The following is a 23,240-nucleotide window of genomic DNA, read 5'->3' on the forward strand; positions in this document are numbered from 1 at the left end:
GAACCGGACGCAGGCACGATCCGGTCACTAATCGTTGGGCCTTCATCGATCCTCGGCTTTCTGTCCCGTGCCGGAACGGCATGCGGAACATGCGGGGGGCTAAAGGGGTTCGTGCTCCGGGGAGGGCGGCGCCTCGCTCTGGGGCGCCTCGCTCTGGGGCGCCTCGCTCTGGGGCGCCTCGCTCTGGGGCGCCTCGCTCTGGGGCGCCTCGCTCTGGGGCGCCTCGCTCTGAGACGCTTCCCCGTCGAGCTCAGGTTGGTGTTGATCGTCTTCCATGAAAAGCATGATCACCCGGCGTGACCGGCGTCGCGAGTCGGCAAATCACCCAATTAATGCCGCCACCGGCGGTTTCCTGTCGGTGTCGGTGTCGGAGTCAGTAAGCCGGTCGTGCCGCGATGACCAGCGCGGTGCGGGAGGAGACGCCGGCCTTGCGCATGGCGGCGCTCAGGTGCCGCTCCACGGTCCTCGGTGACAGCCGCAGGCTTTCGGCGATCTTCTTGTTGGTCCAGCCGAGGGCCAGCAGGTCGACGATCTCCTCCTCGCGGGGCGAGAGCCGCTCACCGTACCCTTTGCGGCCGCCGCGCCAGGGGCGGGCGACCTGCACGCCGTGCCCGCGCAGGAGGTGGGCCACCCGGTCGGCGTCCCAGCGCGCGCCGAGGTCCCTCAGCCGCCGCTGCGCCTCGGACAGCACGGCCAGGCCCCGCTCGTGGTCGTCGCCGCCGAGCAGGCACTGTCCCTGCCGCTCCAGGGCCAGCAGTTCGTCGTACGGCCGGGGCAGCGCCGCCCACGCCCGTGCGGCCTCGGCGAACAGGGCCGCCGCCCACCCCTCTCCCCCGGCCTGGGCGACGATCGCCCTGCCGGTGTCCAGCGACGCCGCCGGACCGGGCAGGTCGCGGCGGGCCAGCCCAGCGGCGAAGGAATCGACGAGGGCCCTGGCGTCGGCCAGCCGTCCTGCGCCGACGAGGGCGTCCAGGTGGACGGGGACGAGGTCGGTGGCCCACAACCAGACGCCCTTGCGAGCGATCATGTCGATGAGCGGGCCGGTGAACTCCAGCGCGCCCGTGGGGTCCCCGTCGGACAGGGCGATCCTGGCCAGCGACGCGTTGGGGAAGACGAACGGGTCCGCCGGCCCGCGTACCGCGTTCAGGGCGAGCACCTCGCGCAGCCGCCGCTCGGCCTGCTGCCGGGCTCCGGAGGCGAGCTCGAGCTGCCCCTGGAGCAGGCGGGCCTCATGGCGCGAGACCGTGTCGGCCGAGTCCGAGGTGGCGATGTCCTCGAGCACGCCGTCGAGGCCGCTCCACTCGGCGGTGTGCCAGGCCAGCCGCGCCTCGCCGATCCGTACGGTGTCCGTGAGCCGGTGGTAGCCGAGGTCCTTCACCATGGCACCCCCCGTGGCCAGCCCTTCGGCGGCCTCGCGGTAGCGCCCCCAGATGAGGGCGTTCTGGGCCACGATCAGATGCCCTCGGGCGATCTCCCGACGCTCCGGCTTGCTCTCGGCCGAGCCCGGGACGCCCCCCGCCACCCGCCAGCCCTCCTGCTCGCCCAGCATGAGCAGGGCGAGGGCATGGTTGTTGAGGCAGACCAGGCGCTCCACCGGACCCTGGACACGCGGGAACAGCTCGACGGCCCGCCGCGCCCACATCAGGTGCCGTTCGGCCGGCCAGGCCCCGGTCAGAGGCGCGGCGAGCAAGAGCATGCCCTGTGCGGCGAGGGTGGGCTGGTGCTCCAGATCCGGCAGGGCGGCCTCCATGTCGGCCGAGCCGTGCTCGAACTCGCCCAGATGCAGCTTCAGCCATCCCAGCCGGAACCTGAGCTCGCCGCGTTCGTCCGGCGGCAGCGCGGGGTCGGCGAGCACCCGCTCCAGCGCGGCCCGCACCCGCTCGCCCAGCTCCGACAGCGGCTCGGCGCTGAGCTTCGCCGCCTCACCGAGCTTGCGCGTCAGCCGTACTCGCCGCTCCAGCGTGTGGTCGGCGGTGGTCAGCAGGTCGTGCAGCATGGCGACGGTCGTGTGGTCGTCGCCCGACTCCAGCGCCAGTTCGGCGGCGGCCTCGGCGTAACGGCACCACTCGCCGACGTCGCCGGCCTCCCTGAAGTGGCGGCACAGCCGTACGACGGGAGGGTGTTCGCCCTCGCGGAGGGATTCGCCCGCGCGGCGGTGCAGCAGACGTCGCTTCGAGGCGGGAACGGCGTCGCGCACCGCACGTGAGGCCAGCACGTGGCTGAAGGCGAACGCGCCGCGCCCGGCCTCACGCATCAGCCCGCAGGCCAGCGCGGCTTCCAGGCCGTCGCGAGCGACGGGCTCCTCCATCCCGGCCACGGCGGCGATCAGACTCTCGTCCGCCGGCGCCTCCAGGACGGCCGCGGCCTCCAGGACGGCCCGCGTTCCCGGGGGGAGCCTGGCCACCCGCTCCAGCACCGAGTCGCGCACCGTCGGCGGCACCTGCAACTCCCCCATGATCCGGCGCCGCCAGCCGGTCTCCGACCTGAAGATGTCCCGCCGGTCGCGCAGCAGCTGTAGGGTCTGCTCCACGGCCAGCGGGATGCCGCCGGTGTGCTCGTGCAGGAACGCCGCGAACGTCTGCGACACCTCGGTGGTGGAGAACATGGACGCGACGAACTCACAGGTCTGCGGCACGTCCAGGGGCTCCAGGGTGAGTCGGGCCTGGGTCATCTCCCTGGGCAGGCGCGAAGTCAGGCGCAACAGGCTCTCGCTGACCTCCAGCGGCCGGTAGGTGACGATGATCGAGCGTCTGCCGCCGCCCGACGCGCAGAGCGTCAGCAGCCAGTCGAGCGTCGCCGCGTCCGCCCAGTGCCCGTCCTCGACGACCAGCACGTCCACGCCGAGGCCGTCGATCAGTTCGGTCAGCGCCCGGAAGAGCCGATGGCGGGTCTCCCGTGGATCGGGGAGCGTCTCCGGCGCGGGTGGCAGCAGATCGCCCCATTCGGGAAACAGCGGCCTCAGGGCTCCGGCCAGCGGGCTGAGGTCGAGTCCGCTGAGTTGGTCGTGAAAGGGGCGCAACCCGTCGACGACGGCGCCGAGCGGGAAGGGCTCGGGCAGGGGCGGGCACACCGCCATCAGCACGCGGCGGTCGTGTAACTCGGGGGCGGCCAGGCACTCGTCGACCAGACGGGATTTGCCGATGCCCGCCTCGCCCTCGACCAGGACGAGCGCGGCCGATCGGGTGAGCGCCCCGACTATCGTGGCCCTCTCGTCATCCCGCCCGACCAACACTGATATTTCGGGTTTTGATCCGCTGATTCCATTCATTACTGCATATCCGTATACCTCACTACCGCGAAATTGGCCAGGCTTAGCCTCGACCTTCGTGTGGTCGGCTGAGGCATTCGACTGAGAGTTGATTTCGCTTCCTGGTCAGCGTGACGACCCGACTGTCACGCCGGATGGGCGGGGTTCCACGAACCCATGGGTGTCCTTCCATGGTCGGCGGAGCGGCTTGATGCTGATCAGGGCGGCGCCGGCAGAGCTTGCCAGCAGGGCATATCGTCGTGCCGTCGGGCACAGACAGACGATGGTCCTGGAGGTTCCGTGGCATACGACGTGGCAGCGGTACGGGCACACTTCCCCGCGCTGGCCGAGGGGGCGGCGCACTTCGACAGCCCCGGCGGCTCACAGGTCCCCGACGTGGTCGCGGACGCCGTGGCCGGCACCCTGCGCTCCGCCGTCGCCAACCGGGGCGTCCGGACCGCCGCCGAACGCCGCGCCGACGAGATCGTTGTCGAGGCGCGTCAGGCGATGGCCGATCTGCTCGGAGGCACACCGGGCGGCATCGTGTTCGGCCGCAGCATGACGCAGCTGACCTACGACATGGCGCGCGCCCTGGCCAAGGACTGGGGGCCCGGGGACGAGGTCGTCGTCAGCAGCCTGGACCACGACGCGAACATCCGGCCGTGGGTGCAGGCCGCCGAGTCACGCGGGGCCACGGTGCGCTGGGCCGAATTCGACCCCGGCACCGGTGAACTGGACGTCGCCGCCGTCGCCGCCGCACTCACCGGACGCACCCGGCTCGTGGCCGTCACGGCGGCGTCGAACCTGCTGGGTACCCGGCCGGACATACCGGAGATCGCCGCGCGGGTGCACGCGGCCGGAGCACGGCTCTACGTCGACGGCGTGCACCTGACCCCGCACGACCTGGTCGACGTCGGCCGGCTCGGCGCCGACTTCTACGCGTGCTCGCCGTACAAGTTCCTCGGCCCGCATCTCGGCGTGCTCGCCGCCGATCCGAGCCTGCTCGAGACCATCGCCCCGGACAAGCTGCTCCCCGCCAGCGACGCGGTGCCCGAGCGCTTCGAGCTGGGGACCCTCCCCTACGAACTCCTCGCCGGCACGACGGCGGCGGTCGACTTCCTCGCCGGTCTCGTGCCCGGCACCGGCGGCACCCGGCGCGAACGCCTGGCCGGCTCGATGGCCGCGCTGGAGCGGCACGAGAACGCCATGCTGGACCGGATCGACTCGGGACTGGCCGAGATCGCCGGGATCACCGTGCACGGCGCGCCGCACCGCAGACGCACCCCCACGACCCTGTTCTCCGTCGACGGCGTCGCCCCCGCGGACGGCTACGCGTTCCTGGCCGCGCGTGGGGTCAACGCACCGGCCGGCACCTTCTACGCGCTGGAGTGCAGCCGCCGGCTGGGCCTCGGCGACACGGGGGCGATCCGCGCCGGAGTCGCGCCGTACACCGACGAATCCGACGTGGACCGGCTCCTGAAGGGTGTACGCGAACTCCGGGGGTGAAAACCGGCGGACAGCCGTCGGCGCTGATAACGATCAAGAAGCACCGAAGGCCGGAACATCCTCACGTGCAGCGCGGCACTCACCATGAGCTGATCGCGGCCGCCATGGTCCTGCCGTGCGGGCCATGCCTGCGGAATCTCTGCCTGCCGAGCAGCGGGCTGCCTACGGCCGGGCGAGTCTGGCGGCCACGGCGTCGAGGACCCAGTCCAGCCCGGTCGCGAAGGACACCTCGGCGTCCACCTCCGTGCCGTCGTACACGGCCTTGGACAGCGCCGGGAACCGGCCCGTGTCCAGCATCTTCCTCAGATGCGGGCCGTGGGCGCGCTGCCAGTCGCGCTTGGACAGACCCGTGGCGCGCTCGGCCCGCAGGTTCGCGATCTCGCGTCTGATCGCGCCGGTGATGTAGGCGCCGACGGTCTCCACGGCGCGCTGGACGGTGTCGAGGTCGGCGAGGCCGTCGAGGGCGGCCAGCGTGGTTTCGCCCACGGCGAGCGCGTTCGGACCCAGGGTCGGACGGCCGCCGAGCAGGTCGGCCAGCCATTCGTGACGGAGGGTGGCCTGCCTGGTGCGGTGGCCGTGGGTGCGCAGCACCTCCCGCCAGTCGCCGGACGGCTCCTCGGGGAGGATCTCGGCGTGGATCTCGTCCACCATGAGGTCGAACAGCTCCTCCTTGGTGGAGATGTATCCGTACAGCCGCATCGGGCCGGCGTCCAGCCGGGCGGCGACCTTGCGCAACGACACCGCCTCCAGCCCGCCCTCGTCGGCCAGCGCGATGGCGGCGGCGACGATCCGCTCCCGGTCGAGCGGCACGGGGCGAGTCGGCGGCTCCGGTCGGTCCCACACAGTCATGGTTTGCATTGTACTGTTGCGATACACCGTAATCGTAAAATACAGTGCATCGCTATGAGACACCGTATTGCAGTTATTGGGGGAGGCCCCGCCGGCCTCACCTTCGCCTACGTCCTGCACCGCCATGGTCACCCCGTCACCGTCTTCGAACGCGATTCCGCCCCCGACGCCCGTCCCCCGGGCGGCACGCTCGACCTGCACGAAGGGATGGGCCAGCTCGCACTGGAGAAGGCGGGGCTGCTGGCGGAGTTCCAGACACTGTCCCGCCCCGAGGGGCAGGCCATGCGCATCCTGGACACGGACGGGACCGTCCTGCGCGACTGGCAACCCCGTCCGGATGAGCGGGCCAATCCCGAGATCGACCGGGGGCAACTCCGTGACCTGCTGCTCGGCCCCCTCGACGTTCAGTGGGGGCGGGGCGTCACGGAGGTGGTGCCGGGGACCCGGGACGGCGTGCTGGTCCGTTTCGCGGACGGGCGACAGGAGACGTTCGACCTTGTAGTCGGCGCGGACGGCGCCTGGTCCCGGGTCCGCCCGGCACTCTCGTCCGCGATGCCGCACTACACCGGCATCACCTCGGTCGAGACCTCCCTGGACGACATCGACACCCGCCACCCCGACCTCGCCCGGCTGGTCGGCGACGGTTCCATGGCCGTGTACGGCGTGAACCGCAGCCTCGTCGCCCAGCGCAACAGCGGCGGCCACGTCAAGGTGTACGCCCGCTTCCGCGCGCCGCTGGACTGGCACACGAACCCGGACCGGCACCTGGACCTGGACACAGGCATGGACGCGAGCCTGGACGTGGCCGACGTCGAGGCCGTGCGATCAAGCCTGCTGGCTCTGTTCGACGGCTGGGCCGCTCCCATCCTCGACCTCCTCCGCCACGGCACCGCTTTCGCCCACCGCCCCCTCTACGTCCTGCCCGTGTCCCACAGCTGGGCCCACGTCCCCGGGGTGACGCTCCTGGGTGACGCCGCCCACCTGATGCCCCCGTTGGGGGTAGGCGCGAACCTCGCGATGCTGGAAGGCGCCGAACTCGCCGAGTCCGTCGCCGCCGCCGGCCCCGGCGATCTGGACGAGGCCGTCCGCGCCTTCGAGGAACAGATGTGGGCACGGGCCGGCAAGTGGGCGGAGATCACGGCGGCCGGTCTGGAGCGCCTCGTGAGCCCGGACCCCACCGAAGCCATCGCCATCTGGGACCAAGTCCAGCCATCCTGACTGCCAAGCGCGAGAGCACCTGGCCGTCGACGACCGCACCGCCCCCGGCCTCCAGGCCGAATCCCGGCACCAGCACCCGGGCGGTCGAGATGATCTTCAACGAAGCGTAGTGATCCCAGGCAGACCTGGGAATGGGACTCGCCCTACCAAGATCCTTCTCAGTGCCAACCGCTGTGCCGATGTTCCAGCCCCCCGGTCGTCCCCTTTCCTGTTGCGAGCAGGGCCTATCAGTCGCCGGTGCTCATTCGCCGCTCCGCCCATGCGTTGATCGCACGGCGTGGTCCAGGGCGGCGGCCCGGTCGTAGGCGTCGCGGGCCACGGCGATGGCGGCGTGGTGGCGCTCGGCCCATCCGGTGAGTCCCACCAGGGAGTCGTAGAGCTCGCGTGCCATGTCGGTGGCGGTGTACTCGACCTTGGCCGGCACGGTGGGGTACACCGTCCGCACGAGCAGGCCGTCGCGCTCCAGGTTGCGCAGGGTCAGGGTGAGCATCCGCCGGCTGATGCCCTTGACCGCGCGCTCCAGTTCGGTGAAGCGCACCGGTCCGCGGATGGCCTCGATCAGGATGCTGATGCTCCATTTGCTGCTGACCCGGTTGAGCACGTCAAGGATTGTGCAGGCCTCCACGCTGTTGACCTGGTCGGGCACACAGATGTTCCGCTGGTACATAAAACTGCCTCCTTCCGCCGAGGCTTCATAGTCACAGATCATGGCCTGTGTAACAAGTGATTCCCTGAGGGGACATTTGGCAACGACGGGCGATGAACGTCAACGGCCACCGTTCCCACCTCGGGTCACAGCCCTCGCGGCCCGGACGGCCGGGCTCTGCGCCAAGAAAGCGACCCATGAACCAGACCCCTCCAGCGACGACCCGCTCGCGCCTACTGGCACTCATCGTGCTCTGCGCCGGGTTTTTGATGATCGTCCTTGACCAGAACATCGTGAACGTGGCGCTGCCGACCATCCAGAGTGACCTGGGGTTTTCCCAAGCCGATCTCGCCTGGGTCGTCAACGCCTACCTCATCGCCTTCGGCGGCCTGCTGCTGCTGGCCGGACGACTCGGCGACCTGATCGGCCGCAAGCGCGTCTTCCTGGTCGGCTTGGCCGTGTTCACCGCGGCCTCGCTGTGGTGCGGCATGGCCACCAGCCAGGACATGCTGATCATCGCGCGATTCGTGCAAGGCGTCGGCGGTGCCGTCTCCTCCGCCGTGATCCTCGGCATGATCGTGACGCTGTTCCCCGAGCCGCGCCTGCAGGCCAAGGCCATCGGTGCCTACAGCTTCGTCGGCGCGGGCGGCGCCTCCATCGGCCTACTCGCCGGCGGCGTCCTTACCCAGGCCATCAGCTGGCACTGGATCTTCTTCGTCAACCTCCCGGTCGGAATCGCCGTCGCCGCGCTCGGCGCACGCCTGCTCAAGGCCGACCGCGGGATCGGGCTCGGCAAGGGCGCCGACGTCGCGGGCGCGCTGCTCATCACCGCCGCTCTCATGATCGGGGTGTACACGCTTCTCAAGACATCCGACTACGGCTGGGGATCGGCGCACACGATCGGCTTCGGTGCCACGGCGCTCGTCCTGCTCGCCATGTTCATCGCCCGTCAGGCCCGCGCGAAGAACCCGCTTCTGCCGCTGCGCATCTTCCGCTCCCGCAACCTGTCAGGCGCCAATCTCGTCCTGGCTCTGATGCTGGCCGGCATGGTCGGGCATCTCTTCCTCGGCTCGCTGTACCTGCAACGTGTACTCGGCTACAACCCGCTCGAAATCGGCTTGGCCTTCCTTCCCGTCGCGGTGATCATCGGGTTCCTCTCCCTGAGCGCCTCCCCGCGGTTGAACACGCGCTTCGGCGAGCGTGCCGTATTGGTGCCCAGCCTGGTGTGCATCATCGCGGGACTGGCGCTGCTCGCCCGCGCGCCCGCCGACGGGCACTACCTGACCGATGTGCTGCCGGCCCTGGTACTGCTCGGCATCGGCGGCGGCCTGGCCTTCCCCGCGCTGGTGACACTCGCCATGTCCGGCGCCACGCCCAGCGACTCCGGGCTGGCCTCCGGCGTGGTCAACGTCACCCAGCAGGTCGGCGGCTCAATCGGTCTAGCGGTCCTGGCCACCCTGGCCACCTCACGTACCAACGACCTACTGGCCGACCAGAAGGGCACCGCGGAAGCGCTGATCGGCGGCTATCACCTCGCGTTCGCCACGGCCTCAGCCGTCGTCGCCATCGGCGCAGTCCTGGCCCTGATCCTGCTACGCACTGAAAGGGCGACCGTGCCCGGATCCGCGCCTGACGACCAGTCCTTGCCGACCGGCGACGGCGACGGTGCCGTCACCGTGGTCAATGAGTGAGGCTTGTGATCGGACCGGCCACCCCCGAACCCGCCGGCTGAAGATTGCCGATGCCGTCCGCCGTCGCCCGGCGAGCGCTCGACGGGCGACGGCAACGGCAACGGGCTATTCGTAGTCGTCGTCCTCGTGGCGCGCTCGGCCGGACCAGCGGGAGGGCATGAGGATGGGGACGAACAACGCGACGCCGAGGAGGGCATAGACGCCGTTGGCGAGCAGCATGGCCATGCCCTGACCGGCCGGTCCGAGCCCCGCGTGGAAGGAGACGAGGTCGGAGAGCATGGCACCGGCCTGCTTGGCGTCAAGGGCGTAGACCACGTTCCAGGACAGCAGGACCATCGACGGGATGAAGGCGGCCACCGGAGAGACCCGACCGGCGGTCACCAAGCCGAAGAACAGCCCGATCCCGGCCATCACTCCCAGCGTGATCCACGCATCTGTGCCGCTCTCGGCGGGGAGTGCGGTCACGCTCGTTCCTGCCTGCTGCACCGCCCAGCCCCCGCCGATCAGCAGGACGGCCGTCATGACCAGTCCGACGAGCAGCCCGAAGAAGTGCCGCATCACCACCACCTAGGCCTGGAACACGTGTCGCGGTCGCGGCAACCATAGCGACAAATGACGTGAAACGGCAGACGTTGCACCACGCGGAACACCGCAGTAACCATGCGGCCGATACCGCGGAATGGCAGGCAATGCGGGCGCGTGAGAACATGTTGCACACCATGGATGCCCGGCTCCCCCTACGGTTCACGCGCGCGGTCGCCTTCTCGGCCGTCTGCGTGACGCTCGCCGCCGTCGGCCACCTGGCCGCGGGCGGATCCGGACCCGAGCCGTGGGCGATGGTCGCCGGGACCACGGTGGTCACGGCCCTGGCCACCCTGCTCGCCGGGCGCGAACGGTCCACCGCGACGATCAGCGTGGGCCTCTCCGCCATGCAGCTGTTCCTCCACAAACTGTTCGCCTACGGCGACCCCTCGGGGATCTCCCTGACCGCGCACCCGCACGGCCAGGGGCTGAGCGAGGGCTTGGGCATGCTGATCGCCCATCTCACCGCCACGCTGATCACCGGCTGGTGGCTGGCACGCGGTGAGGCCGCCCTCTGGTCGCTGCTCCGCGCGGCGGGCCGGCGCCTCGGTGCGGTGCTCCGCCTGATCTTCTCCCCGGTGACACCCGCCGCCCTCCCCCGGGCGGCCTTCCCCGTCGCCGTGCCCGTCCCGGTGCGGGGCGTCCTCCGTCACACCGTCAGCCGGCGTGGTCCTCCACTTCCCGCCGTCTGACCGCCTTTCACCCCGTCACCCGTCACCCGCACGTCCACGTGCTCGACGTTCCGATGGCCCGACGCACCCGACGTGCTCGATACATCCGATGTGCTCGACGTCCCGCAGTTTCGAAGTGGAGATTCCCATGTCGTTTTCCTCCGTCTGCCGCCGCGCCACGGCCGTGGCCGCCGGTGTCACCGCCCTCACCCTCGGCCTGGCTCTGCCCGCCCTCGCCCACGTGACCATCAACCCCGGCAGCGCCGAGCAGGGCGGTTTCACCAAGGCGGCCTTCCGGGTCCCGAACGAGCGTGACAACGCCTCGACCAGCAAGATCGAGGTGATCTTCCCCACCGATCACCCGCTGCCGTTCGTCTCGGTCAAGCCGGTGCCCGGCTGGAAGGTCAAGGTGACCGAGGGCAAGCTGCCCAAGCCGGTGACCACCGAGTACGGCGAGATCACCGAAGCCGTCACGAAGGTCACCTGGACGGGCGGCACGATCGACCCCGGCCAGTTCCAGGAGTTCGAGGTGTCGATGGGCGCGCTGCCCAAGGACACCGACCACCTTCTCTTCCCGGTGACCCAGACCTACACCGGCGGTGAGGTCGTGAAGTGGGCCGACGAGCCCAAGGCCGACGGCTCCGAGCCCGAGCACCCGGCTCCGGTTCTGAAGCTCACGCCCGCCTCCGCCGGGGACGGCGGCCACGGCACGGCCTCCACCAGCCCGTCGGCGGCCCCGGCGACGTCGGCCACCGCCGCCGCGCCGTCGGTGGCCCCGGTCGCCGCCGCGGACTCCTCCGACGGCACGGCCCGCCTGCTCGGCGGCGCTGGCCTGCTGGTCGGACTCGTCGGCGTCGTGGTCGGCGCGCTGGGCCTGCGCCGCGGTAGCCGTACCTCCTGACCGTTCCTCATCCCACCAGGCGGGCCGGGGCGACCGGGCTCCGGTCCGATCACCCCGGCCTGCCGCCGGGACGCGCCCGGCGGGCCGGCCGTCCCGCACCGCAAGGTCACTGGATCCACGCAGCGTGCTTCCCGGTGACGGGGCGGGGCCGTCCAGGTCAAGCGCCCCGTCGACGTGGCCCTCCGCCGGTGCGGGCCTTCCAGGTCTTTCAGCAGGCCGCGGCGATACGGGTGACGGCTTCGGTGAGGGTCTGCGGTGAGCAGCCGAAGTTCAGCCTGGCGAATCCGAGGCCGGTAGAGCCGTAACGGTGTCCGGCGTTCAGCGCGACCCTGGCGGCGGCGAGGATGTGTTCGGCGGGATCGTCGCCCCAGCCGAGAGCGCGGAAGTCGATCCAGGCCAGAAAACCTGCCTGCGATGGACTGCCGTGAACTCCCGGGAGCAGCTTCACCAGCAGTTCGTCCAGCAGCCTCCGGTTGTCGTCGAGAACGCTCAGGACATCGGCGAGCCATGGGTCACCGTCGTTGAACGCGGCCACCGTGGCGATCACTCCGAGGTGTCCGGTGCGGTAGAGCGAGTGCGGTGACAGGCGGTCGACGTACCGCTTCGGCGCCGGGTCGGCGGTGATGACGGTGGCCGCCTTGAGACCGGCCAGGTTCCAGCCCTTGCTGGCGGACAGGAACGAGAACCCCCAGCGCCGCGCCTCGTCTGACACCGACAGGAAGGGGACGAACTCGGCCCCCGGGAGAACGAGCGGGGCGTGGATCTCGTCGGACAGCACGTAGACGCCGTACCTGTCGGCCAGTTCGGCGAGCGCGACCAGGTCCTCACGCCGGTGCACAAGACCCACGGGATTGTGCGGGTTGCACAGCACATACGCCGTGGCATGGTCGGCGAAGGCACGCTCCAGGGCGTCCAGGTCGAGTCGCCATCCCCGTGGTCCTTCGGCCAGCGGCGCCTCGACGACCTGGGCTCCGACCTCGCGTACCCACCAGGAGAACGGCTCGTACACCGGTGGGCTGATCACCACGCGGTCTCCGGCACCGATGATGCGGCGCAGGGTTTCGACGATGCCGATTCCGACGTCGGCGACGGTGCGCACATCGTCGGCCTCGACTTTCCAGCCCCAGGTGCGCCGGGCATAGCCGCTGACCGCGTCCGCGAGATCACGGGTCGGGGCCGCGTAGCCGGTGTCCGAACGGTCGACCGCCTCGTGCAGGGCCCTGGCGATCGGCTCCGCCAGCGGGAAGTCCATCTCCGCGACCGGAAGCGGCAGGATGTCGTCCGGGAAGGTCCGCCATTTCGCGCTCCGGCGCTTCCTCAGCTCTGCAAGAGGGGGGATCGAGAGGTTGCCCATGGTGAGGGACTCCTGAAGGTCTTCTGCGGGATATGACGGTGGTGGCCGACGACGGCGTCGTTCGACGCGTCGTCTTTGCGTTGACGGGGTCTCCGGCCCGGTGAACTCCGCCGGTCTTCCGGGCGGCCGCCCGGATGGGAGTCCGGCGCACCCCGCATGACCGGCAAGTGGTCCCAGGGGCCGAGCCGCCGTCGCTCCTCGATGATCGGTGCCGCAGAGGTCATTCCGCTTCCGATAAAATGACAGACAATGTCGAAAATCGGCCATGCTCCACGGCTGACCACCGGGCTCCGCCCGCTGCCCGCCGGCACCGGAGTCGACGCTCACCGGCACGACGAGAACCAGCTCGTCTACGCGGGCCGCGGCGTGCTGTCGGTCACCACCGACGCGGGCAGCTGGATCGCCCCTGCCAACCGGGCGATCTGGATCCCAGCCGGAACCGTCCATGAGCATCGCGCCTACGGCGACACCGACCTCCACCTGGTGGGACTGCCGGTGAAGGACAACCCGCTGCGCCTGGACCGGCCCGCGGTCATCAGTGTCGGTCCGCTGTTGCGCGAGCTGATCATCGCCTACACCGAACAGCCTGCCGACCTCACCGCCGAACGCCGCCGCCTACGGGCCGTCCTGGTCGACCGGCTCCGCCACTCCGCCCAGCAGCCGGTCCACGTGCCCGACGCCAGGGACCCGCGTCTGGTCGCGGTGTGCGCCGTCCTCCGCGACGACCCGGCCGACAACCGGACCCTGGCGCAGCTCGGCGCCGTGGCCGGCGTCAGCGACCGCACCCTGACCCGGCTCTGCAGAGCCGAACTCGGCATGAGCTTCCCGCAATGGCGCACCCAGCTGCGCCTGCACCACGCCCTGCGCCTGCTGGCCGAAGACACCCCGGTCACGGTCGTCGCACACCGATGCGGCTGGGCATCCAGCAGCGCCTTCATCGACGTCTTCCGCCGGGCCTTCGGCCACACCCCCGGCACCCACCGCACACACCACTGACCACCGCAACCGTCCTGGGACGCGCCTCGCGCGGACCCTCGGCCCGGCCGGGCCGAGGGTCCGATCCACTGTCAGCAGGTGATGTCCTTACTGGTGAAGCGGGCCCAGGCGATCGAACCGAAGACCGCGATGTAGGCGGCGAAGACCAGCAGGCCCTGGCCCATGTCACCGGTGGCCACCGGGTCGCGCAGCACCCCGTCGAATCCGTTCCACCAGTGCGTCAGCAGGTACGGCTGGAGCCCGGAGAGCTGCGGGATGACAGCGAGCACCTGGGCGACGACGACGAGCACCACCGTCGAGGCGATGGCGCCGACCGACACCTCGGTCAGCGTCGACAGCGCGAGGGCGACGGCGGCCAGGGCGGCCATGCCCGCCGTGACGTACAGGACGACGACGCCGATCCGCAGCACGCCGTCGAGCAGGGGGACCGTCGTCCCGGACAGCAGGGTGACCGGACCGGCCGGGAACAGCAGCACCCCGACGAGCAGCGCGGACAGCGCGACCAGGGCGACGGCCGCGAGGGCGAAGAGGACGGCGTTGGCGTATTTGACGCCCAGCAGACGGCCGCGGCCGGCCGGGGCGGCCAGCAGGTAGCGCAGTGTGCCGATGCCCGCCTCTCCGGCGACCGCGTCCCCGGCGACCACCGCGACGGCGACCGGCAGCAGCAACTGCACCAGGATCGAGAGCGCGGCGAACGTGAGGAACAGGCCGTTACCGGTGATCTGACCGAGGAACGCGAACCCTTCGCCGCTCTCGTCCGCCCCGCCGAACGCCCGTAGCGCGAACCCGATCAGCACCGGGACCAGGGCGAGCACCGCCAGCATGGCGAGGTTCCTCGGTCTCCGGAAGGTCAGCTCCATCTCCGAGGCCAGCAGCCGCAGCCACGCCCGGGGGGCGCCCATCGCGCGCGGCGGGAAGACTGGCGTCCCGCCCGGAACCGGCCCGGCGGCACCCGTGCCCTCGCGGACCGGCGGCGGCGCCACGCCGGTCGACGTGATCTCTTCCCCGCTAACCGTCGACATCGAACCCCTCTCCGGTAAGGCCCACGAACACGTCCTCAAGGCTCGGCCGCTGCACGGCCAGGCCGCGCACGGCCACCCCGCCGTCCACCAGCACCGCGCAGATCCGCTCCGGCGCATCGGTGCCCAGCTCGGCGCTGACCTCTCCGTCGCCGGTGCGGACCTGCGCCAGTCCGAGCGCGGCGAACACGGCCGCCGCCCCGGCGATGTCCGGGGTCTCCACCCGGATCCGTACCGTCTCCCCTGCCCGGAGAGCCGCGATGGGGCCCTGGGCGACCAGCCGCCCGGTGCGCATGACGGCGATGTGGGAGCACATGTGCTCCACCTCGGCCAGCAGGTGGGAGGAGACGAACACGGTCGTCCCCTCGGCGGCGATCTCCTTGACCAGTCCCCGCACCTCGCGGGTGCCCTGCGGGTCGAGGCCGTTGGTCGGCTCGTCGAGGATCAGCAGCTCTCTCGGCCCGAGCAGGGCCCCGGCGATGGCCAGCCGCTGGCGCATGCCCAGCGAGTAGGCCCGGTAGCGTTTGCGGGCCGCGGCGGCCAGCCCGACCCGCTCCAGGGCGAGGCCGATCCTCGTCGCGGCCGTACGCGGGTCCGCGGCCGGGTCGGCCGCGTCGTAGCGGCGCAGGTTCGCCTCACCCGACAGGTAGGGGTAGAACGCCGGACCCTCGACCAGCGCGCCCACGCGTGGCAGTACGGCGGGCATCCCGCCCGGCATGGGCGTGCCGAGCAGCTCCCAGCTGCCCGAGGTCGGGGCGGCCAGGCCGAGGAGCATGCGGATGGTCGTGGTCTTGCCCGAGCCGTTCGGCCCGAGGAAACCGAAGACCGAGCCGGTGGGCACGGCGAGGTCGAGATCGTCGACGGCCGTCTGGCCGCCCCGGAACCGTTTGGTCAGCCCCCGCGTGACGATCGAGAAGTCTCCGGCGGAGGCCGTGGCGGACGGCGTCCGCTCCTGGACGGTCAGCATGGCTCTCCCGTTGGTCTCGCATCCCGGACGGCGGGCGGGGACACCCCGGTGGGCGCCCCCGGGCTCTCCGCGAGCCCCGCACGGTGGGGCCCGCTCTCACGGGCCCCACCGTCGCCCGCCAGGAGTCGTACGTCTCCCGGCGTCTTTCTCATTTCTGCCCGGCCACCTCGGTCAGCTTGTCGGGGGTGACCGCCCCGGCAAGCAGGCGGCCGTCGTCGGTCAGCAGCGCGGAGACCAGCTTGGTCTGGATGACCCTGCCGCTGCCCCACGTCCCGCTGACCGGCTTGGCCGACTTCAGCAGGGCGTCGGCGATCGCGCTCTGGTCCTGCCCGCCGGGCCGTTCACCCTTCTCCGGCCGCGCCTGGCTCATGAGGTCCTTCGCCGGGAGCACCACGACCGTCGTCCAGCCCTGCCCCACGGTCGTGACCTCTCCCTTCAGCTCCTCGGCGCGTTCCTGTCTGGCCTCCGGGCCGCCGCCGCTCAGGTCGGAGAGCGACTTCTCCTCCACCTTCGTGCCGGCCGGCGGGGTGAAGGCGAAGTTGTCCGGGGACGGCGGGGTGAACGTCACCGACGTGAACCCGACCTCGAAGGCCGGTTCGGCCGCGCTCTTGGCGTAGACCTGGACCCGCAGCGGGACCAGGGTCTGGCCGTCGAGCGCCACCTTGACCTCCTTGACCAGGGAGGAGGCGTCCTTGGGCGCCAGGACGAGCTGGTAGGCCGGACGGTCGGCGACCCGCTCGGTGTTGCTCACGCTGACCACGGTCCCGGCCTCGGCCCTCTTCAGCAGTTCGCCGGCGAGCTGTTGCGGGGTGGTCGCCGTGGGCAGGGCCTGCTGCCGGTCCTGGCCGGCCTGGGCCGCGCCCTTGATGCGGGTGGCCTTGTTGGCCTCGCTCTCCCACAGCCAGGCCTGGTCGCCGTTGACGATCAGGTCGGTCTCGCTCATCCGCCCGGGCAGGGCGAACCGGAACCGGTCCGCGCCGCCGTACCAGACCTTGAGCTCGTGTGAGCCCGCCAGCAGGGCCGCGGGCGACGAGCCGCCCACGCCCGCCATGTCGGGCAGCCCCGGCAGTCCGAGGGACGCGGTCTGCATCACGGTGCCCGACATGGGCTTCAGACCGGACCGGGCGGCCTGGGCCGCGTCGGCGAGCAGTTGTCCGGCGGTGCGTCCGGGCAGCACCGGCTCTCCCTGGACCGCCGCGATGACCGGCCCCGCGCCGATGGCCCCGGCGACCACGGCGATCGTCGCAATGGGCACGCCCCATCTCATCGCACGGCCTCGTCTCGTCCGTTCCGACATGTCACTCCCTCACGGTATGCCGTCAATCCCTGACATCCGCAGCTTGCGTGAACGGTCCTGTGCCGGAGCTGAGACAGACTGAGAGGGCTCACAGGCTTCTCAGCCGTCTCTCAGGACGGCTGGTCGAAGATGGGCAGGGACAACCGGAGGGGGTGGAGGATGCGGGTTCTCGTCGTGGAGGACGAGCGGCGGATGGCCGCGGCGCTCCAGCGCGGGCTGCAGGCCGAGGGGTTCGCGGTCGACCTCGCGCATGACGGCGAGGACGGCCTGCACCTGGCCAGGCAGGGCGACTACGACGTGGTCGTGCTGGACATCATGTTGCCCAGGATCTCCGGCTACAACGTCTGCAAGCAGCTGCGGGCCGAGGAGAACTGGGTGCCGATCCTGATGTTGTCGGCCAAGGACGGCGAGTACGACATGGCCGACGGGCTCGACCTGGGTGCCGACGACTACCTGACCAAGCCGTTCTCCTACGTCGTGCTGGTGGCCAGGTTGAGGGCGTTGCTGCGGCGCGGCGCAGGCCGGCGCCCCGCCGTACTGCGCGCGGGGGATCTGGAACTGGACCCCGCGCGGCGGCGGGTCTCCCGGGGGGAGACGGCGGTGGAGCTGACTCCCCGGGAGTTCGCGCTGCTGGAGTATCTGCTGCGCCGCCACGACGAGGTCGTCTCCAAGACGGAGATCCTGGAGCATGTCTGGGACACCTTCGACACCGATCCCAACGTGGTCGAGGTCTATGTGGGCTACCTGCGCCGCAAGATCGACGTGCCGTTCTCCCGTAACGCGCTGCAGACGGTGCGTGGTGCCGGATACCGGCTGGCCGGCAATGGCGGCTGATCCGCACTCCCAACAGGGCCCGAAGGGGAGCCCTCCGGCGGACACGCGGGAGGAGGGCCGGGCAGGACGGCGTACGGCCGGCTGGTGGCGGCGCAAGAGCCTGCGCTTCCGGCTGACCGCGGTGGCGGCGGCCGTGCTCGGGGCGGCACTGGCCCTCTCGGCCTACGTGATGATCGGCGTGCTCGGCAGGTCGCTGCTGGCCACCATCGACGACTCGCTGTACCAGCGTGCCCGCGATGTGGTGTCGCTGACCGACGCCGAGCGGCTGCCGGACGAGCTGACCTCACCGGACGGCATCCTCGTACAGGTGATCGACGGCGCCGGACGGATCACCCACGCCACCACCGGCACCGACCGGCTGGTGCCCCTGCTGAACCCCGGGGAGCGGGCGGCGGTGATCAGGGAGGACCGGGCGCGGTTCCTGGACGGTGCGCCGTACGGTATCCCGCACATGCTGCGCGCGCGGGTGCTCAGCGCCGACCGCGGTCTGACGGTGGTCGTCGCGCGCCCCTTCAGTGAGGTGCAGGCCAGTCTCACCACGGCCGGGCATGTGCTGCTCGTCGGTACGCCGCTGCTGCTGATGCTGCTCGCCGGGGCCGGCTGGGTGATCGTCGGCAGGACCCTGCGGCCCATCGCCGCGTTGCGACGGGGCGCCGAGGATATCACCGACACCGCCCGCTCGCGGCGTCTGCCGGTGCCCGAGGCCCATGACGAGGTGCACAGCCTGGCCGTCACGCTCAACGACATGCTGGCCCGGCTGGAGAAGGCCGACGCCCGCCAGCGGGCTCTGGTCTCCGACGCGGCGCACGAGCTGCGCAGCCCGCTGGCCAGCATCCGGCTCCAGCTGGAGGTGGCGCTCGGCCATCCGCACGGGCAGGACTGGCAGGAGACGGCCGAGGGCGTGCTGGAGGACACCATGCGTCTGGCCCGGCTGGCCGAGGACCTGCTCGCGCTGGCCCGGCTGGACGAGCGCGGCGGCGCGCTCGGCCGCAGGGAGCCGGTGGAGCTGGACGAGCTGGTCTCCCAGACCGTCGAGCGGTACGGCGGGACCGTCACCATGGAGATCGGCGACGGCCCGATCGTGATCGCCGGAGACGCCCTGGACCTGGGGCGGGTGCTGGTCAATCTGGTGGACAACGCCCTGCGGCACACCCACGCCCCGGTGGCGGTGGCGCTGCGCGTCGAGGGCGCCGACGCGGTGCTCAGCGTCACCGACGACGGGCCCGGCATCCCCGAACCCGACCGGGAGCGGGTCTTCGACCGGTTCACCCGGCTGGACAGCGCGCGCAGCCGGGACGAAGGCGGAGCCGGGCTGGGCCTGGCCATCGTCCGGGAGACCGTCAACGCCCACGGTGGCGCGGTCCATCTGGAGGACGCGTCTCCCGGGCTTCGGGCCGTCGTCCGGCTTCCGCTATCTTGAGCGAGGTTTGACCGTCGAGTGATTGGCCTCGATTGCTTTCGGACCTAGCGTCGTTTTCATGACTTCCGCTGATGGCGGCCAGCGGGAGCTGATCCTGCAGATCGCGACCCGGCTGTTCGCCGCGATGGGCTATGACGCGACCTCCCTCAGCCAGATCGCCGAGGCCACCGGGCTGGACGCCGCCGCCGTCGCTCAGCAGGGCGGCATCAAACAGGAGCTCTATCTCGCGGTCATGGACCGGCTGCACGAGATCGAGATGGCCTCCATGCGGGAGGTGACCAAGGACGCCCCCGCAGTGGACGCCGAGCATGCGGCGGTCCTCGTGCACCGGATCGCCGACTGCTATCTTGACCTGTGCGTGGCCTACCCCGAGATCCCCGCGCTGTGGATGCACCGCTGGCTCTCGGACGCCAGGGACGTCACCGATCTGGAACAGCGCTACACGATTCCGCTGATCAGTCTCATCGGGGGCGTGCTCGATTCCGCGGTGACCGCCGGATACATCGCCCCCGACATCGATGTGGAATACCTCACGTGGTCGTTGTTCTGGTGCGTGAACGGCTTCGCCCAAGGCGGGATTCTCAGCAAGGAAGGCCGGCGCATGCGCATGGACGACCCCGAGGCCCTGGGCAGGTTCCGCGCTTACCTTCACCAGATGATCCACCGTGCCGCCATCCTCCCCGGAGCACCTCCTTGATCCTGGAGTGCTCCCTCCGGCGGCCAGACCCCCCGAGGAGAGTCATGAGCCTGCCTGAGAAGGGCCGAGGCATCGAGGAACTGCTCGCCGAGATCTCCCGGCTCAGGCAGGACGACCTGCCGGTACGCGGAGGCAAGGTGACCGCGTACGTGTACGACACCGGGCGGCCGGAGGTGCACGAGGCGGCGGCCCGGGCCTATTTCGAGATGCTGGAGGTCAACACCCTCGACCCGACGGCGTTCCCCAGCGTGGTCGAGATGGAGAGGCAGGTGGTCGGGGCGGTGGCCGGGCTGCTGGGCGGAGGTTCGGGCATCTTCACCAGCGGCGGCACCGAGTCGATCATGCTGGCCGTGAAGGCGGCCCGGGACTCGCGGCCGGCCGGGGGCCCCGCCCGGATGGTCGTCCCGGTCACCGCGCATCCGGCGTTCCACAAGGCCGCGCACTATCTGGGGGTGGCGGTGGACGCCGTACCGGTCGATCCGGTGACGTTCCGGGCCTCCGTCGCGGCCGTCGAGGAGGCGATCACCTCCGACACGGTGCTGGTGGTCGCCTCGGCTCCGTCCTATCCGCAGGGTGTGGTGGACCCGGTCGCCGAGATCGCCGCGGTCGCCGCCGCCCGCGGCGTGCTGTGCCACGTGGACGCCTGCGTGGGCGGATGGCTGCTGCCGTGGCTGCGCGAGGCCGGGGCGCAGGTCCCGCCGTTCGACCTGTCGGTGCCCGGGGTCACCTCGATCTCCTGCGATCTGCACAAGTTCGGCTACTCCCCCAAGGGGGCCTCGGTCGTGCTGTTCGCCGATCCGGCGCTGCGCCGCAGAGCCTACTTCGCCTCGGCGGCGTGGCCGGGCTACACGGTCATCAACGCCACCGTGCAGAGTTCCAAGTCCGCCGGCCCGCTGGGCGGCGCCTGGGCCACCTTCCAGGCTCTCGGCCGGGAGGGCTACCTCGAACTGGGCCGTGCGACCCTCGCGGCGGCCCGGCGGCTCCGCGAGGGCATCGCCGGCATCCCCGGCCTGCGGGTGCTGGGGGACCCCGAGTCGGCCCTGGTCGCCTTCGGGTCTGCGGAGGTGGACGTGTTCGTGCTGTCCGACGAGGCCAGGAGGCGCGGCTGGTTCCTGCAGCCGCAGCTGTCCTACGCGGGGATTCCGGCCAACATCCACGTCACGGTGACCGGTGTGACCCTGCACGGAGTGGAGGCGATGCTGGAGGTGATCGCGGAGTCCGCCGAGGCGGCACGGGAACGCGGGCCGGTGACGCTGCCCGACGGACTGGTGGAGCTCGTCGCGGGGCTGGACCTGGACGCCCTGGACGACGCCGCCTTCGGCGAGCTCGCCGCCTCGGTGGGAGTGGACCTCGGCGGGTCGGGCCAGCCGGAGATGGCCGTGGTCAACGCGGTGCTGGACGCGCTGCCGGCCGACAGGCGCGAGGCGGTGCTGGTCCGTTTCCTGTCGGTGATCTACACCTGACTCCGCAGCCCGGAGACGGCGGTCAGCGCGGCGCGGGCGGAGGCCGCGTCGTGCACCCGGAAGACCCGGGCTCCCTGCCAGGCGGAGACGGCCAGGGTCGCCATGGTCCCGGCGTGGCGCTCGTCGACGGCGAGACCTCCGAGGGTCTCGCCGACGAAGTCCTTGTTGGAGACGGCGACGAGGACCGGCCAGCCGGTGGCCGTCATCTCGTGCAGACGGCGGCTGACCTCCAGGGAGTGCCAGGTGTTCTTGCCGAAGTCGTGAGCCGGGTCGATCAGGATCGCCTCCCTGCGGACCCCGGCGGCGACGGCCCGTTCGGCCAGGTCGGTGGTGTATCCGATGACGTCGGCGACCACGTCGGCGTAGGCGATGCGGTGCGGGCGGGTGCGGGGGGTGACACGTCCGGCGTGCGCGCAGACCAGTCCGATGCCGTGCTTGGCGGCGACCTCCGCCAGAGCGGGGTCGACTCCGCCCCAGGTGTCGTTGAGCAGGTCGGCGCCCGCCTCGGCGACGACCTCGCCGACCTCGGCCCGCCAGGTGTCGACACTGATGATCAGCCGGGGGTGCCGCTCCCGGACCGCCGCGACCAGGTCGGCCACCCTGCGGATCTCCTCGGCGGGGTCCACCTCGTCGCCGGGGCCCGCCTTGACGCCACCGATGTCCACGATGTCCGCGCCGCCGTCGACGGCCCCGTCCACCGCCTCCAGGGCGGCCGCGAAGCCGTAGGTCCTGCCCTTGTCGAAGAAGGAGTCAGGGGTGCGGTTGACCACCGCCATGATCGCGAACTCGCCGGGCCGGAACTCACGGCCACGCAGGCGCAAGATAGTCATCGAGACCGAGCCTATCGCCCGGCGTCGGAGAGGCAGGCGCTCCCACCTGCGCCGCCTCTGTGGGTTTTCGGGTGGAACAGACGATGGTTCCTAGGCGGCCGACCCACCTTCGGCCACGGACAGGAACTCCTGGGCGATGGCGGGCAGTCGCCGTCGCGCGTGGACAAGGGCGATGACCCGGCGGATCGAGGGGGCGAGGGGACGGACCACCAGCCCGGCTCGGACGGCCTGTTCGGCCATCCCGCGGTACCACAGCAGGGAGGCCGTCCCCGAGCGGACCGTGTTCAGCCAGTTGCCCCGCTCGTCCAGTTGCACGGTCGGCACCGGGGTGACGCCGTACTTGGCGAACAGCGCGTCGAACTCCCTGCGCCGGGAGCTACCGGGGATCGGCAGGACCAGCGGCATGCCGTTGAGCCTGTTCATCGGGACCGGGTCGGGCAGGTTCATACCGGGCGGTGAGATCAGCACGATCTCCTGGCGTTCCAGTGGATGGCTGATCAGATCGGTGGGGACGGGCAGGTCCGTCAGGCCGAGATCGGCCCGCTGGTCCCTGATGGCGTTCACCACGCCGTCCCGTCCGTCACAGCGGACGATGTGTACGCGCACTCCGGGATGTTCGGCGCTGTAGGCGGGAAGGAGGCGTCCGGCCAGCCCCGGCTCAAGGCTGGGGGTCGAGGCGATGCGCAGTTCCGCCTCCGAATGATCGTTTCCGGACAGGGCCTCGATCTCGCGGACCGCGTCGAGTGCCTCCCGGGCGAGCTTGACCACCCGGCGCCCCTGCGCCGTGACGACCACACCACGCCCGGAACGGGCGAACAACGTCATCCCGAGCTCTCGTTCGAGGTCTCTGATCGCGCGCGAAAGAGCAGGTTGCGCGATGTACAGGGACCTGGCCGCGTCTGTCATGGTGCGATGCTCCGCTGTCGCGACCACATAGCGGAGCTGCTGCAGATTCATGGTTTCGAAGCTAAATCACCGGGCCCTGCCCGGTCCCGGACATCGCGGAGATCACCTCGGATGATTTCGGAATGTAATCGAATGCGGCGACATCC

Annotated in this window: 20 protein-coding genes and 1 pseudogene; 11 read left to right on the forward strand and 10 right to left on the reverse strand. The window is 71.0% G+C overall.

Going from position 1 to position 23,240, the window contains the following annotated elements; all coding sequences use genetic code 11:
• Positions 1–172 precede the first annotated feature (172 nt).
• Positions 173–232: pseudogene (locus tag OHA77_RS03695) on the forward strand (hypothetical protein); the annotation flags it as partial.
• Between the two features lie 141 nt (positions 233–373).
• Here OHA77_RS03695 and OHA77_RS03700 read toward each other — a convergent pair.
• Positions 374–3,229: an AAA family ATPase gene (locus OHA77_RS03700; RefSeq protein WP_406316124.1), complete on the reverse strand. Its 2,856-nt coding sequence runs from the start codon at positions 3,227–3,229 to the stop codon at positions 374–376.
• Positions 3,230–3,547: 318 nt separating this feature from the next.
• Between OHA77_RS03700 and OHA77_RS03705 the strand changes: the two genes are divergently transcribed.
• Entirely contained in the window at positions 3,548–4,753 is a 1,206-nt protein-coding gene (locus OHA77_RS03705) for a cysteine desulfurase-like protein (protein WP_406316125.1), read from the forward strand.
• Between the two features lie 162 nt (positions 4,754–4,915).
• Here OHA77_RS03705 and OHA77_RS03710 read toward each other — a convergent pair whose 3' ends face one another.
• A complete protein-coding gene (locus tag OHA77_RS03710) occupies positions 4,916–5,602 on the reverse strand; it encodes a TetR/AcrR family transcriptional regulator (RefSeq protein ID WP_406316127.1) in 687 nt (228 codons plus the stop codon).
• Positions 5,603–5,656: 54 nt separating this feature from the next.
• Between OHA77_RS03710 and OHA77_RS03715 the strand changes: the two genes are divergently transcribed.
• Positions 5,657–6,820, forward strand: a complete 1,164-nt coding sequence (locus OHA77_RS03715; protein ID WP_406316129.1) for an FAD-dependent oxidoreductase — start codon at positions 5,657–5,659, stop codon at positions 6,818–6,820.
• A 241-nt stretch (positions 6,821–7,061) separates the two neighbouring features.
• On the opposite strand, the gene OHA77_RS03720 is transcribed toward OHA77_RS03715, so the two are convergent.
• Positions 7,062–7,487 (reverse strand): winged helix-turn-helix transcriptional regulator, encoded by a 426-nt coding sequence (locus OHA77_RS03720; protein WP_406316132.1) that lies wholly within the window; start codon positions 7,485–7,487, stop codon positions 7,062–7,064.
• A 176-nt stretch (positions 7,488–7,663) separates the two neighbouring features.
• Here OHA77_RS03720 and OHA77_RS03725 point away from each other — a divergent pair, with 176 nt between their 5' ends.
• On the forward strand, positions 7,664–9,157 hold the full coding sequence (locus OHA77_RS03725; RefSeq protein ID WP_406316134.1) for a DHA2 family efflux MFS transporter permease subunit: 1,494 nt from the start codon (positions 7,664–7,666) through the stop codon (positions 9,155–9,157).
• Between the two features lie 105 nt (positions 9,158–9,262).
• On the opposite strand, the gene OHA77_RS03730 is transcribed toward OHA77_RS03725, so the two are convergent.
• A complete protein-coding gene (locus tag OHA77_RS03730; RefSeq protein ID WP_406316135.1) occupies positions 9,263–9,715 on the reverse strand; it encodes a hypothetical protein in 453 nt (150 codons plus the stop codon).
• A 161-nt stretch (positions 9,716–9,876) separates the two neighbouring features.
• Here OHA77_RS03730 and OHA77_RS03735 point away from each other — a divergent pair, with 161 nt between their 5' ends.
• Positions 9,877–10,431: an MFS transporter gene (locus tag OHA77_RS03735; protein WP_406316137.1), complete on the forward strand. Its 555-nt coding sequence runs from the start codon at positions 9,877–9,879 to the stop codon at positions 10,429–10,431.
• 127 nt (positions 10,432–10,558) lie between these two features.
• Complete coding sequence (locus OHA77_RS03740) at positions 10,559–11,311, forward strand: YcnI family protein (protein ID WP_406316139.1); 753 nt, start codon at positions 10,559–10,561, stop codon at positions 11,309–11,311.
• A gap of 208 nt (positions 11,312–11,519) precedes the next feature.
• Here the strand turns inward: OHA77_RS03740 and OHA77_RS03745 are convergent, their stop codons facing one another.
• Positions 11,520–12,665 (reverse strand): MalY/PatB family protein, encoded by a 1,146-nt coding sequence (locus tag OHA77_RS03745; protein ID WP_406316140.1) that lies wholly within the window; start codon positions 12,663–12,665, stop codon positions 11,520–11,522.
• Positions 12,666–12,914: 249 nt separating this feature from the next.
• Here OHA77_RS03745 and OHA77_RS03750 point away from each other — a divergent pair, with 249 nt between their 5' ends.
• A complete protein-coding gene (locus OHA77_RS03750) occupies positions 12,915–13,661 on the forward strand; it encodes an AraC family transcriptional regulator (RefSeq protein ID WP_406316142.1) in 747 nt (248 codons plus the stop codon).
• 71 nt (positions 13,662–13,732) lie between these two features.
• On the opposite strand, the gene OHA77_RS03755 is transcribed toward OHA77_RS03750, so the two are convergent.
• From OHA77_RS03755 to OHA77_RS03765, 3 genes are all read right to left on the reverse strand, one after another.
• Entirely contained in the window at positions 13,733–14,683 is a 951-nt protein-coding gene (locus tag OHA77_RS03755) for an ABC transporter permease (protein ID WP_406316144.1), read from the reverse strand.
• On the reverse strand, positions 14,670–15,647 hold the full coding sequence (locus OHA77_RS03760) for an ABC transporter ATP-binding protein (RefSeq protein ID WP_326822051.1): 978 nt from the start codon (positions 15,645–15,647) through the stop codon (positions 14,670–14,672). The genes OHA77_RS03755 and OHA77_RS03760 overlap by 14 nt, the downstream gene beginning before the upstream one ends.
• 148 nt (positions 15,648–15,795) lie before the next feature.
• Positions 15,796–16,902 carry a LolA family protein gene (locus OHA77_RS03765; protein WP_406316145.1) on the reverse strand — a complete coding sequence of 369 codons (1,107 nt, stop codon included), beginning with the start codon at positions 16,900–16,902 and terminating at the stop codon, positions 15,796–15,798.
• Positions 16,903–17,103: 201 nt separating this feature from the next.
• Between OHA77_RS03765 and OHA77_RS03770 the strand changes: the two genes are divergently transcribed.
• Genes OHA77_RS03770 through OHA77_RS03785 form a run of 4 tightly spaced genes read left to right on the forward strand, consistent with a single transcriptional unit; the run spans position 17,104 to position 21,358 of the window.
• On the forward strand, positions 17,104–17,778 hold the full coding sequence (locus OHA77_RS03770) for a response regulator transcription factor (RefSeq protein ID WP_326822049.1): 675 nt from the start codon (positions 17,104–17,106) through the stop codon (positions 17,776–17,778).
• Entirely contained in the window at positions 17,768–19,198 is a 1,431-nt protein-coding gene (locus tag OHA77_RS03775) for a sensor histidine kinase (protein ID WP_406316147.1), read from the forward strand. The genes OHA77_RS03770 and OHA77_RS03775 overlap by 11 nt, the downstream gene beginning before the upstream one ends.
• 58 nt (positions 19,199–19,256) lie before the next feature.
• The gene (locus tag OHA77_RS03780; protein WP_406316148.1) at positions 19,257–19,895 is read left to right on the forward strand and encodes a TetR/AcrR family transcriptional regulator; all 639 of its coding nucleotides are present in this window, start codon (positions 19,257–19,259) and stop codon (positions 19,893–19,895) included.
• 44 nt (positions 19,896–19,939) lie between these two features.
• Positions 19,940–21,358 carry a pyridoxal phosphate-dependent decarboxylase family protein gene (locus OHA77_RS03785; protein ID WP_406316150.1) on the forward strand — a complete coding sequence of 473 codons (1,419 nt, stop codon included), beginning with the start codon at positions 19,940–19,942 and terminating at the stop codon, positions 21,356–21,358.
• On the opposite strand, the gene folP is transcribed toward OHA77_RS03785, so the two are convergent.
• Both folP and OHA77_RS03795 read right to left on the reverse strand, forming a co-directional pair.
• On the reverse strand, positions 21,349–22,188 hold the full coding sequence (folP, locus tag OHA77_RS03790) for a dihydropteroate synthase (protein ID WP_326822045.1): 840 nt from the start codon (positions 22,186–22,188) through the stop codon (positions 21,349–21,351). The two genes, OHA77_RS03785 and folP, sit on opposite strands and share 10 nt — an antisense overlap.
• Positions 22,189–22,278: 90 nt before the next feature.
• A complete protein-coding gene (locus OHA77_RS03795; protein WP_326822044.1) occupies positions 22,279–23,145 on the reverse strand; it encodes a LysR family transcriptional regulator in 867 nt (288 codons plus the stop codon).
• Positions 23,146–23,240: the final 95 nt, after the last annotated feature.

The organism is Streptosporangium sp. NBC_01639, from assembly GCF_045209755.1.
Taxonomy (GTDB): Bacteria; Actinomycetota; Actinomycetes; order Streptosporangiales; family Streptosporangiaceae; genus Streptosporangium.